Origin of the sequence: Brevibacillus jepli, from assembly GCF_047229145.1 — a bacterium.
In the GTDB taxonomy this organism is placed as follows: Bacteria; Bacillota; Bacilli; order Brevibacillales; family Brevibacillaceae; genus Brevibacillus.
This window is the reverse complement of record NZ_JBFEFW010000002.1, coordinates 369475-382115: the sequence shown is the minus strand read 5'-3', so window position 1 is coordinate 382115 and position 12641 is coordinate 369475. Positions and strand designations below refer to the sequence as shown.

Here is a 12641-nt window from a genome sequence, read left to right as displayed (position 1 = left end):
CACTGGGGACAAAGCAGAAAGAGTATAACGCAAACGAAGTATTGGGGCCGATTCGACAAGCCCAGCTACAACAAAGTGCTGCATAAAGCTTATCAACAAACCTGTCATCTCGCTTATTCACATGTGTACAACCATGACAACGGAAGCACCGGAGAAGCCGAAGAATTATAATCCATAAGGGCAACGACCCAGTCGAGGAGCTAGAATCGGCCTCCACCCCTTGAGAGGTAGAACGAAGGAATGTAAGGGCATAGACCCAGCGTGACATGGGAGGGTAAACCCCGAGGGCGGATGTGGAGATCCACTGTGCGATCATACCTTTTTATCCACAGTCTGGAAACTGGTGATTGCAGGCTCTATTCCCGCCACAGCCCTTACAGAAATATTTGTATCTCCTTCAATCTTCCGACAAGAGCTTTAAGATGTCAAAGTTAAAAAACAGAGAATGAGCGAGAAAACAGGAGAAAACATTACTTTATAGTGGGAGGAATATGAGGCTGGAAAGAAGGTGTCCCTATGAGTATAGAGGTCGTTTCGCCAGGGCTATGTACAACCGTACAAGATCTGGGCAGGTATGGATATCAGCGACACGGCGTTAACGTAAGTGGTGCGATGGACACAGTAGCAGCACAGATGGCGAATATGCTTGTGGGAAATCATCGGAATGATGCGGTGCTTGAGGTGACCTTAAAAGGTCCGACGTTGTTGTTTCACAAGGACATGCTGGTCGCTATCTGTGGCGGTGATTTCAGTCCTACGATTAATAAGAAACCAGTCTTGACCAACCGCGCTGTCTGGATCAGGAGTGGGAGCATTTTGCAGTTTAGCCACGCAAAACAAGGATGTCGTACCTATCTCGCAGTTGCAGGAGGATGGGATGTGCCGAATGTAATGGGGAGTCGCAGTACGAATCTTCGCGCGGGATTTGGAGGATTCGCAGGGAGAATGCTGCAAACAGGTGACAGACTGAGCCACAACCCGCTAAATCCATACAGTCTGTTTCTGGCAAAGCAACTGGAGCAAAAAGCAGCAGACACTTCTTTTTCCTGTACGGACTGGTATATTCCTGCAAGCTCTTTTGCAAAAAGTCGTGAAGCGGTGGTCCGGGTCATTCGTGGTGATCAGTTCGAAGATTTCACCGTAGAAAGCCGTCAAAGCTTTTTCGAGCAGCCTTTTCAAGTGTCACCTCAATCAGATCGGATGGGGTATCGTTTGACGGGGCCGACTCTTGCACTCACTTCTCCACTAGAGCTGATTTCGGCTGCTGTAACCACGGGAACGATTCAGGTTCCCCCTGACGGTCAGCCGATTATCCTCATGGCAGACAGACAAACCATCGGGGGATACCCCAAGATTGGGTATGTGGCGAGTGTAGATTTGCCAATGATCGCTCAATTGCGACCTGGAGAAGCCGTGCGTTTTCAGGAGATTTCTCTTCATGATGCCCAAAGGGCTCTGTATGAACGGGAAATGATGCTGAAAGATATCAAGCTGGGGATGGAACTGACCGTGGGGTGGAGGTAAAAAGATGAAGCGTGTAGATCTAAACTGTGATATGGGAGAGAGCTTTGGTGCATACCGGATCGGGAATGACCAGGCGATTCTACGCTATGTCAGCTCGGCGAATGTTGCTTGTGGCTTCCATGCTGGAGACCCAGGAACGATGAGAAAAACCGTGCAATTGGCATTGGAAGCAGGTGTTGCTATCGGTGCCCATCCTGGATTCGCTGATTTGGTCGGCTTTGGACGCCGAAATATGGAGATTTCCCCTGAAGAAGCGTACGATCTTGTTGTGTATCAAATCGGCGCACTGCACGCGTTCGTACAGGCGGAAGGGGGCGTCATGCAGCATGTGAAGCCGCATGGTGCCTTGTACAATATGGCTGCCTCACGACCAGCGCTAGCAGAATCGATCGCTCTCGCTATTTACAAAGTCAATCCGGAGCTGGTTTTGTATGGATTGGCGGGAAGCGAGTTGACGAGGGCAGGGGAAAAAATCGGTCTGGTTACTGCGCACGAAGTTTTTGCTGACCGCACGTATCAGCAGGATGGTACGCTGACTCCGCGCAGTCAGCCCAATGCCATGATTACAGATCAACAGCAATCACTCCAGCAAGTGATTCGTATGGTGACAGAGGGCCTCGTCCGGACTGAACAAGGTGTAGATATCCCGATTCAGGCCGATACGATTTGTATTCATGGAGACAGCGCACATGCGTTGGAGTTCGCGCAGAGCATTCATCAGGCTTTGGCAGGAGCTGGTATTACGATAGCTTCACGAAGACAGTAGCATATAGGTGGCCACACGATCTGCCCGATAGATAGCTATCGGGCTTCTTCTGTTTTGGAATCGGCGGAGTTGTATAGAGCAATCCCTCTCTTTTTCCTTATCATGTCGGTTTCGCTCCATAAGTTATTGATCATTTGTGTTTTACTATGTCCGGTTTAGAGTGGAATTATCATCTAGGAAATAGAATGATTTCCTATAGGGAGGGGAACAATCTAACAAAGAACGAGGTGTGAAGAGAAATCGAAATCGAGGGGTTCATATGTTGGAAGTTAACTGTGATACGTCATCGCTAAAGGCTGAATTATTGCAAGAGTTAAGAGGAATTTCAGTTACACTCGATGAGAGTATACACGCATTAAAAAATGAAAACGACTGCCTGCTCGGGACGTTTGATCATATACGCACGAAGTTTAGCCGACTTGAAACCGTGGCAGCCTCGTTTTATTTGCAATGCTATCTCTCTCCGTATACAGAAAAATATTTGGATTTGTCCAAGGCTGTACAGCACTTATCCAGAAGGCGGCAGGGTGCATTGATTGTTGTTGAACGCGAGGACCCACTTGATTCACTGTTGCAAGCGGGCATTCCAATCGGGGCGACGATGAGCCACTCCTTGCTAGAGTCGATCTTTTATCCAGGAAGTCCTTTGCATGATGGGGCAGTTCTGATGCGGGAAAATCTTATCATTTCTGCGGCCAATGTGCTGCCTTTATCGCAGGTAGTGGTGGGGGAAAAGAAGCTGGGAACCAGACATCGCGCTGCTTTGGGCTTGAGTGAAAAAAGCGACGCGTTGATCGTAGTCGTTTCCGAGGAAACAGGGAAAGCGTCCTTCGCCATGCAAGGACATTTGTATCCGATTATTTCGCCCTCATAAAAAAGCGAGCTGAGATGCTGTTTCAACCGGGAAAAGAAAGAGGCTGGATTCGTCAGGAAGGTGACAGAAATCCAGCCTCTACCTATGTCTCATTTAGATTAAAAAATTCACGCCCAATTCCCGTTGCGGAAAAGTGGTTCGCGAGTGCCGTCAGCTGTTTCGCCATCGATGTTCATCTCAGCGGAGCCGATCATGAAATCGACGTGCGTGAGGCTGATATTGATACCGTGGCTAGCCAGCTCCTCATTGCTCATGTCTGCGCCACCAGTAATATTCACACTATAAGCGTTACCGATCGCCAAATGGTTGGAAGCATTCTCATCAAAGAGCGTGTTATAGAAAATGATATCCGATTGGGAGATCGGGGATAGATGAGGAACTAGCGCAACCTCACCTAAATAATGCGAGCCTTCATCTGTTTCGATCAATTGCTTCAGAGACTCTTCTCCCTTTTCAGCGGAAGCAGACACAATTCTTCCTTTTTCAAAGGTCAGGGTAAAGTTCTCAATCAGATTCCCGTGATAGCTCAACGGCTTGGTGCTGCGAACCGTCCCGTTGACGCCTTCTTTTAACGGTGCCGTAAACACTTCTTCTGTCGGCATGTTGGCCATGAAGGAGGCACCATCTTTATTCACGCTACCGCCGCCAATCCAGATGTGATTGGCAGGCAGCTCAATTGTCAGGTTAGTACCTGGAGCCTCGTAATGAAGGTAGCGGTACTGCTTGGCGTTGAGTTGATCCACCTTGCTGTTTAGTGTCGCGTGATGGTCATGCCAAGCTTGGACCGGATCATCCATATCTGCGCGGGTGGCACGGAAAATCGCATCCCACAGGGCAGGCTCCTGTTCTTCTTTTGGCAGATGAGGGAAGACCATAGCGGCCCATGCAGGTGAAGGAACGGCAAGTACGCACCAGCTCACCTTATCGGACATGGTATAGCTGCGGAATTTATGGAGAGCTTGGCCCGCAGTTTTGTTGGCAGTAGAAATACGGTCAAGACTCACACCCTTTAGCAAATCGGGATTCGCCGCAGAAATGTAGAGAAACGCAGCGCCGTTTTCCGCCATTTCCTCTAAGCCTTGTACCTTCCACTGTGGATATTCACCAAATGCCTCATCAGGAGCCAAATCATATTTCATCCGCGTGAGTTCATCGTCTGTCCAATCGATATGTACGTGTTTGGCGCCCGCCTCGTATGCTTTTTTGGCTACCTTTCTCACAAAAGGCGCGGCGGATAGTGGGGCTGATACGACTAACGTTTGCATAGGCTGTACGTTTACGCCGACTTTCACAGCGAGGTCAGCATAACGGTCAAACAAGGTTTCAAAAGACATGACTATTTCCTCCTTTTTTAAAACAAAAGGCATGCTTGTACTCTATTTATTTAACCTTCCCACTTAGAATTACCTGCTAGTTCATTGAAAAGAATTTCCTAGGAAAGCGCAGAAAAAGACAGATTACGGCCAATTTCGAGCCAGTTGCGCACTTGTTTATTTTTGTTAATTGAAGGAAAATTCGAATGAGAATCAAATTTTACTACATAGAAATCATTTTATCGGTCGAATTAAAGGAGGCAGTTAGCGTGAAGACAAGACAGACTCGTGATCAAGTCGCTGTCGAGTATACGTGGAACCTGAACGATCTATTTGAGAGTCAGGAAGCGTGGGAACAAGAATTAGCAGAAATTGTACAGCATCTGCCTGTCGTCACTGCGTTCAAAGGTCAGCTGCATACAAGTGGCGAGACGTTGCTAGCATGTTTGGAGGCAAACGAGGCAATCAATGTTCGGGCGAATATCGTAGCAACGTATGCCAGACTGCGATCGTCTGAAGACGGGACGAATCCACAAAACCAGGCGAATTCTGCACGGGTAGGGGATGTCGTATCCCAATTGAACGCTGCGCTTTCTTTCATACCTTCCGAGATATTGGCCTTGCCTGATGGGAAAATGGAGAGCTTTCTGGAGGAAGAACCGGGGCTTGAGACTTTCCGTAAAAGCTTGAATGATTTGCTTGAAACGAAGCCGTACCGATTGTCGGCTGAGACTGAAGAAGCGTTTGCTGCAATGGGCGAGGTTTTCGCTGCGCCGTACAATATTTACGCACGTGGAAAGCTGTCCGACATGTCATTTGCCGCAGTCAAGGATGGTGCAGGCAATGAGCGTCCTGTATCCTTCGCGCTGTTCGAGACTGATTATGAAATGTCGTCTGATACGACGCTCCGACGTGCTTCGTACGAATCATTCTCGAAGACGCTTGCTTCTTACCAAAACTCGTTCGCGGCGGTATACGCGACAGAGGTAAAAAGACAAACAGTCATGTCCCGTCTGCGTGGCTATGAAACCGTAACGGACATGCTGCTAAAGCCGCAGCAAGTGACACTGGACATGTACCACAACATCCTCGATATTATCGGGAATGAGCTTGCTCCACACATGCGGCGCTACGCGAAGCTCAAAGCAAGAGAGCTCGGCCTTGCGAAGCTGACCTTTTGTGATTTGAAGGCGCCGCTTGACCCGGAATTCAGTCCGCCTATTACGATTGAAGAAGCGGGGCAAAAGATACTGGCTTCCCTGCAAGTGATGGGACCCGAATATACGGCGATCATGGAAAAAGCGCTGAATGAACGTTGGATCGACTATGTAGACAATGTGGGCAAATCGACAGGGGCTTTCTGCTCGACGACATACAGCAAGCATTCCTACATTCTGATTACATGGTCGGGTAATATGCGCAGTGCCTTTACACTGGCTCATGAGCTGGGGCATTGCGGACATTTTATGCTAGCGACCAGGGAGCAGAGCTTTACGAACTCTCGTCCATCGCTGTACTTCATCGAAGCACCCTCCACGCTCAACGAGCTTTTGCTCGCGCAGCACATCGTGGAGCAATCCGACGATCATCGTCTGAAGCGCTGGGTCATTTTGCAATTGATGAACACGTATTACCACAACTTCGTCACGCATCTATTGGAAGCGAGAATGCAACGAAAAGTGTACGAAGCTGCACAGCAAGACATACCTTTGACGGCCAAGCAGCTCTCAGAATGGAAAGGGCAAGTGCTAGCGGACTTCTGGGGCGATGCTGTAGATCTGGACGCAGCAGCGAGTCTCACGTGGATGCGCCAGCCGCACTATTACATGGGGCTGTATCCGTACACGTACGCAGCCGGCTTGACCGCTTCTACTGCAATGGCAGCGAGCATCAAGCAAGAGGGCAAGCCAGCTGTTGAGCGTTGGATGGAGGTACTCAAAGCAGGAGGGACACTGACGCCGCTAGAGCTGATGAAGAAAGCCGGTGTGGACATGTCCGAACCGCAGCCGATCCGCGATGCTGTTGCATACGTTGGCAGTCTGGTTGACGAGCTGGAACGACTGTTTTAACCTGATAGAATGAGAAAAGGCTTGTGATCGCTTTGATCGTCACAAGCCTTTTTCTATCGCAGTAGATTCAATTAACGAAGAAGGGGAAGCCATCATGACCGAATTCACGCAGCGCGCAATCAAAATCATAGCCGGGATTCCAGCGGGTCATGTCATGACGTACGGGCAAATCGCTGCGTTTACCGGTAGTCCGAGAGCCGCTAGACAAATCGTGCGCATCCTTCATTCCATGTCCAAAAAGCACAAGCTCCCTTGGCATCGGGTCATCAACGCCCAAGGAAAAATCGGATTGCAGGATTTTGATTCGTTCACGATACAAAAAATGGCTTTGGAAAGTGAAGGGGTAGTGGTGTCAGCAACTGGGGAGATTAATCTGGAACGATACCAATATCACCCGCAGCCATTTGACGAACCGGTATTCTAGTAACCTACCTCTACCGAAGCAATGACAATATAGGCGAGGTCGTTCTTGTCTTCTTTTTCGGCGATCACGACGCCACTGCTCGTCAGCATGCCGCCATCGACGATTTCAAAAGAGACTTCGCCATAAGGCAGTGCTGTACGCACGGTTTCCAAATCGAGCTTGTCCTTGTCCGCTGGAACGGCAAGTCTCACATTTACTTTCATGTTATGGATATCGTTTCCTGGGAGGACAGAGCGCAGACCAGGCATTGAATTATGGTGAATGGCGTTTTGAACAGCACGGACTGCTGCTTTCGTGACGTTTTGTCCATGCATGTCGATTCCCATTCCTATTTCAATGAACATTACTTTTTCCATTGGTGTTTTCACTCCTGTTTCATTCTACTTTTCTACCATCCTTATCTTACCACGAATTCGGATTGTTTTTTCCCCGATCCGTATTGTGTTTATCGTCCAGACATGTCATCATAACATGTTGGCATCTATGCTTGACGATTCTTTTCATTATTGGAGGCAGGTCACAATTGGAACGTTATCCTTTTGCCTACGATCCGTCCCAACCATTCATCTCTCAGGTGAGCGATTGGGTAGCGGACGTTTTTTATGAAGTATTACCTGAGGCCGGATTCGAGGTGCGTGATGAGCAAATCTACATGGCATTTCAGCTCGAACGGGCTTTTATAGAAAAACAAACGATTTTTGCCGAGGCGGGAGTGGGCACGGGGAAAACACTTGCCTACCTGCTGTACGCCATCTGCTATGCACGATATACAAGAAAGCCAGCTATTATCGCCTGTGCGAATGAGTCGCTGATTGAGCAGCTAGTGAAACCGGAAGGCGATATTGCCAAGCTTGCCCGCCATCTCAACCTGACGATTGACGCGAGACTGGGAAAATCTCCGGACCAATATCTCTGTTTGCGCAAGCTGGACGAAGCGAGATTCCAGCCTGAGACAGGTGAAGCTTTTCAACATCTTTATCAAGAGCTGCCTTCGTTTGTTCATACACATGAGGCGCTACAGTCGTTTTATCCATACGGCGATCGCAGCACGTATCCTCACCTGGATGATCAAGAGTGGGCGCAGATGAACTGGGATACGTTCCAGGATTGCTTTGTATGCGACAGACAGCACCGCTGTGGACAGACCCTCTCCAGAAATCATTACCGCCAGTCAGCGGATTTGATTATTTGCTCCCATGATTTTTATATGGAGCATGTATGGACCTATGAGATCAGAAAGCGCGGGGGACAGCTCCCATTGCTTCCGCCGCATAGCTCCGTCATTTTTGATGAGGGTCATCTGCTGGAGCCTGCAGCACAAAAAGCATTGACGTATAAACTGAATCACTCTGTGTTCGAAGAAACGATTACGCGTGTATTAAAAGGTGAGATCAGGGAAGAGCTGGCCATTGCCATTGAAGAAGCGATTGCGCAGAGCGAAGAAATGTTCTCTCGATTGAACGAGGAGAGCAAGGCTGTGATGGGCTCGAACCGCAAAGAAATTCAATTTCATCCAGAACTGATTGCGACGATTCACCGTTTTACGAGTCTCGTCAGCTGGATTGAAGAAGAGCTGGCGCTAGAGGGCGGTCTATATACGTTGGACGAGTTCCAGCTGCGAATAGTCGAAGAGCATCTGGAAATGATGCAGCTGGCACTTGGGCTTTTCCAAGACCCGGATCACGTCATTTCCTGGATGAGTGAAGAGATCACAGGACCTACCTTGGTCGTTATGCCGAAAAAGGTACAAGAAGTACTGGAAGAGCGCGTATTCTCGCAAAAGATGCCGATTGTCTTTTCGTCGGCGACTCTATCTGTAGAAGGCTCGTTCAAGTATGTGGCAGACAGCTTGGGCATTGAGAAGTACCTGTCTTTCTCGGTGGCGTCTCCTTACGAATACGAGAAGCAAATGGAAGTATATGTCCCGGTACTACCTTCAACAGATTCATTTGCGGAAAAAATGAAGCAGGCTAGTCAATTGCTGCAAAAATCAGCCGGTAGTGCGCTCCTGCTGTTCTCCTCCATGGAGGAGCTACAGCAATTTAAAGCGGCGATCAAAAACGACCCAGCCTGTACGCATCTGCGATTCTTGTATGAAGGTGATGCAGAAATCAGTCACCTGATCTCTCAGTTCCAAAACGACGAGAAAAGCAGCCTGTGTGCAGTGAGTCTATGGGAGGGGCTAGATGTTCCGGGGCCTTCGCTGTCTAATGTGATCATTTGGTCACTGCCATTCCCTCCGAACGATCCGGTGTTCACAGCCAAGCGAAAAAGTGCAGCGAATCCTTTCGACGAGGTTGACATGCCTTATATGCTGCTGAGACTGCGACAAGGGATCGGGCGCTTAATCCGTTCGAGAGAGGATAGCGGCTTGGTTTCGATTTTGAGCCCAGAATTGAGCCAAAATGAAAAGCTGAGACAGCAAGTACGAGAGGTTTTTCCTGATGGTGTAGAGTGGAAAACGTCTCTGGACGGCGTGTTGGCGTAATAAAAAAGCAGGAGCCTTCGTGGCTTCCTGCTTTTTTGGTGTGCTTTTATGAATCTCTTTATTCCGGCATGTTGCCAACCGTAGGGTCGACGACGAAATCTGGCTTGAAGCCTTCATATTTGACCTCGGATACCATCCCTTGCGCAGCATGGCCCAAATCGTGGCAGTGGAACATCCAATCTCCTGGATTGTCAGCCTCGAAGGCTACCACGTAAGATTCACCTGGCAAAATATTCAAGGTATCCTTGACGAGAGGGGAGCCGGAGATCGGCTGGCCGTTTTTACTCAAAACCTGGAAGAAATGTCCGTGTAAGTGCATCGGGTGGATATCCTTCGGTGATTTGTTCACCATCGTGACTTTGACCAGATTGCCTTTTTTCACGTTAAGTGGAGGGACATCCGGGAACGTTTTTCCGTTGATGGTAAAGGCCATTTTCCCATCTGCCGTTTCCGTGTTCAAATCCATTTGATACGTGATGTCGTACTTTTGATCCAGAGTAAAGTTGCTTTTTGCTGCCTCACCGTATTTGGTGATATCTATCGTTGGCATGTCGCCAGCTTCTGATTTTGCTGTTTTTGATTCTGAGCCTTCGTAGACGATTGGCACAGCGAGAGACTTGGCTCCAGGATTAGTACTGCGCTCCTCTAGTAACCATTTGCCTGGATTGTTTGCTACAAATTCGAGATCGTATCGTTCTCCTGGCCCGATGTTAAGGAGCTGACCTCCTACGAGGGGTGGATTATTAATGGGTTGTCCGTCTGTTGCCACGATCTTAAATTCATGGCCTTGCAGGTTCAGCTTGTGGTTCAAATATCCTGCATTAACCAGGCGAATTCTTACTTTTTCACCTTCCTTGACAGACAGCGGCTGGATCGCCGGACCTGTTTTTCCGTTCACGGAGAAGATGGTGTACATGAGCGGCATCATCTCTGCATCACTCATAGGCATCTCCATACCAGCCATACCAGCCATGCTGTGACCACCAGATGAAGAACTATTTGATGAAGATGCTGGCATTCCGTGGCTCATGCCACTTCCGTGCATTTCTGCCATGCTGTCGTCTTGCATCCATTCGTCCAGCACGAGGGTAAAGTCTTTGTCAGCTGGTTCTGGTGTAGTTGGTTCCACCACGAGTGAACCGTACAAGCCTTTGTCTACTTGCTTGGCACTGTTTTGATGCGAGTGGTACCAGTAAGTGCCGGGAACGTCCACCTTGAATTTGTACGTGAAGCTTTCTTTTGGTTTGACGGCATTTTGGGTAACGCCAGGGATTCCATCCATGTTGTTCGGGACGGGCAGGCCGTGCCAGTGAATGGTTACTGGTTCAGGCAGTTCGTTTTTCAGTGTCACGCTGATGGTATCACCTTGCTTGACGCGAAGCTGTGGTCCCGGGACGGTTCCATTGTACGTCCATGCGTTTTTCATGGTCTTATCGTCGAGGTGGAGCATACTTTCTTTTGCAGTGAGGGTAAAGGTAGTGCCTGTGAGTACCTCCATCGACGAATCGCTTGAGGCTGTCATCTGCTGCGGTTGTGTTTGCTGCTGTGGTGCTGGTGCTGTTTCGGTAGAAGGATTCATGTTGTGTCCATTATGATCCATCGTCGACGTATTATCAGTTGAGCATGCGGACAGTAGCAGCACGCCTCCTAGAACCAGGGGATAGGCCCATGTGGGTATTTTCCGTTTGTTCATATGCACTTTTTCCTCCTTTAGAGCTGTTGGAAAAAGCGTAACAAACGATTGTGTAGAAAACATGAAGACGGGAAGTATGACACTTCTGTTACGCATTGTGCAAAGAAAGGAAGTCAGAGTGGACAAATGGTATAATGGAGTATCATACATACATGTAATCAGTAGAATCGGACAGGGATGGTGTTCACGTTTGGGTAACGTAGATTTTGCGAGCTTGCCTTGGAATGTTTTTTGGGTTGGAGTCGCTTATTTTTTGGTAACAGGTGCTTTTTTCTGTCTTGGATTTATGCGATTGCTCTCCGAACGGGTGAGAAGTGGCATCGTATTCATGTTGATCGCTGTTGTTAGTGGTGGCTTTTTCTTGAATTATTTGTTTACGCATCACATCTAAATGATAACTATCAAGGGAAATCCTCGTCGCTTCTGGTAATCGATGGGGATTCTTTTTTTTGACTTGTGTTTCTGTATCCTATTAGCGAAAATGATAGTGACAGGGGGAATAACCATGGTATATGTCGCTCTGCTTCGGGGGATCAATGTTGGCGGAAAAAACAAAGTAGACATGAAGCTGCTAAAACAAGCTTTTGAGCGAGTAGGTATGAACGCTGTCGTGACCTATATCAATTCGGGCAACATTATTTTTACGAACGATTCCCATTCAAAAGATAAACTTCCATTCATACTTGAAGAGGCTATACATACAAGCTTTGGATTATCTATTAAGGTTTTGGTTCTTAGTCGAGATGAAATAAAGAAGGTCATGAACGCACTCCCAGAGTCATGGATCAACGACGAGCAGATGAGAAGCGAAGTCATGTTTTTATGGGATGAAGTAAATGATGAATCCGTACTTGATAAGCTGGTGATCAAGCCTGACATTGATAAGGTGAAATACGTGAACGGAGCAATACTCTGGTCAGTTGACAGAAATCATGCAACAAAGAGCGGCATGCAGAAACTTATTGGCTCAAAGGTTTATCAGCAAATGACAATCAGAAATGTCAATACAACTCGCAAAATATATGAGCTTATGCAAGGTAGCAACTCAATTTGCGATAAGTAAACACGTTGCATTTTGCATCTGACAGTGGTGGTCTGAGATGATTTAACATTCGTGAAGCTGATGGGTAACAATTCCCGCAGCTTCTTTTTATTCGCATTTTTACCGGGAAAAAATCATTGTCAGAATGTAAACAGTTTGTAACGTGTTATCCCCCGAAGCCGTCATATAATCAGGTTACAAACCGCTTTTAAGCAGAAAGGAAACAGAAGACAAGGACCGGGTAATTTCCTTGTATAACCATCCAATATTTGGAAGGTGTGATGCATATATAAGAAAAAAGAAACCAAAAACAACACGACAGTGAGTAGTTCACACATCCTGAATACGGGCAACGATGATTGGAAGAATTCATTTTCCATAAAGATAATGAACGAGACCAAACCCCGTTTTCGCACCACCAAAAACAGGGGTTTTTGCATTCATAGAG

General features: G+C 47.8%; 11 protein-coding genes. 8 read left to right on the top strand and 3 right to left on the bottom strand.

Features of this window, described 5'->3' with window-relative positions; genetic code table 11:
- Positions 1-516 precede the first annotated feature (516 nt).
- The 3 genes from AB1L17_RS03720 (at position 517) to cdaS (ending at position 3164) form a co-directional block, all read left to right on the top strand.
- The gene (locus tag AB1L17_RS03720; RefSeq protein WP_412847453.1) at positions 517-1524 is read left to right on the top strand and encodes a 5-oxoprolinase subunit C family protein; all 1008 of its coding nucleotides are present in this window, start codon (positions 517-519) and stop codon (positions 1522-1524) included.
- A 4-nt stretch (positions 1525-1528) separates the two neighbouring features.
- A complete protein-coding gene (locus AB1L17_RS03715) occupies positions 1529-2290 on the top strand; it encodes a LamB/YcsF family protein (RefSeq protein WP_412847452.1) in 762 nt (253 codons plus the stop codon).
- A 259-nt stretch (positions 2291-2549) separates the two neighbouring features.
- Positions 2550-3164: a sporulation-specific diadenylate cyclase CdaS gene (gene cdaS, locus AB1L17_RS03710; protein ID WP_412847451.1), complete on the top strand. Its 615-nt coding sequence runs from the start codon at positions 2550-2552 to the stop codon at positions 3162-3164.
- A gap of 107 nt (positions 3165-3271) precedes the next feature.
- Here cdaS and AB1L17_RS03705 read toward each other — a convergent pair whose 3' ends face one another.
- Positions 3272-4498, bottom strand: coding sequence for an aminopeptidase (locus tag AB1L17_RS03705; protein ID WP_412847450.1), 1227 nt, complete (start codon positions 4496-4498; stop codon positions 3272-3274).
- 248 nt (positions 4499-4746) lie between these two features.
- Here AB1L17_RS03705 and pepF point away from each other — a divergent pair, with 248 nt between their 5' ends.
- The gene (gene pepF, locus AB1L17_RS03700) at positions 4747-6546 is read left to right on the top strand and encodes an oligoendopeptidase F (protein ID WP_412847449.1); all 1800 of its coding nucleotides are present in this window, start codon (positions 4747-4749) and stop codon (positions 6544-6546) included.
- Between the two features lie 94 nt (positions 6547-6640).
- On the top strand, positions 6641-6970 hold the full coding sequence (locus tag AB1L17_RS03695) for an MGMT family protein (protein ID WP_412847448.1): 330 nt from the start codon (positions 6641-6643) through the stop codon (positions 6968-6970).
- Here the strand turns inward: AB1L17_RS03695 and AB1L17_RS03690 are convergent.
- On the bottom strand, positions 6967-7326 hold the full coding sequence (locus tag AB1L17_RS03690; RefSeq protein ID WP_412847447.1) for a Lin0512 family protein: 360 nt from the start codon (positions 7324-7326) through the stop codon (positions 6967-6969). The genes AB1L17_RS03695 and AB1L17_RS03690 overlap by 4 nt on opposite strands.
- A gap of 167 nt (positions 7327-7493) precedes the next feature.
- On the opposite strand from AB1L17_RS03690, the gene AB1L17_RS03685 reads away from it, so the two are divergent.
- Complete coding sequence (locus AB1L17_RS03685) at positions 7494-9458, top strand: ATP-dependent DNA helicase (protein WP_412847446.1); 1965 nt, start codon at positions 7494-7496, stop codon at positions 9456-9458.
- A 58-nt stretch (positions 9459-9516) separates the two neighbouring features.
- Here AB1L17_RS03685 and AB1L17_RS03680 read toward each other — a convergent pair whose 3' ends face one another.
- Positions 9517-11151: a multicopper oxidase family protein gene (locus tag AB1L17_RS03680; RefSeq protein WP_412847445.1), complete on the bottom strand. Its 1635-nt coding sequence runs from the start codon at positions 11149-11151 to the stop codon at positions 9517-9519.
- Between the two features lie 190 nt (positions 11152-11341).
- Here AB1L17_RS03680 and AB1L17_RS03675 point away from each other — a divergent pair, with 190 nt between their 5' ends.
- Both AB1L17_RS03675 and AB1L17_RS03670 read left to right on the top strand, forming a co-directional pair.
- Positions 11342-11542, top strand: coding sequence for a hypothetical protein (locus tag AB1L17_RS03675; RefSeq protein WP_412847444.1), 201 nt, complete (start codon positions 11342-11344; stop codon positions 11540-11542).
- Positions 11543-11656: 114 nt separating this feature from the next.
- Positions 11657-12214, top strand: a complete 558-nt coding sequence (locus AB1L17_RS03670) for a DUF1697 domain-containing protein (protein ID WP_412847443.1) — start codon at positions 11657-11659, stop codon at positions 12212-12214.
- The last annotated feature ends 427 nt before the right edge of the window (positions 12215-12641 follow it).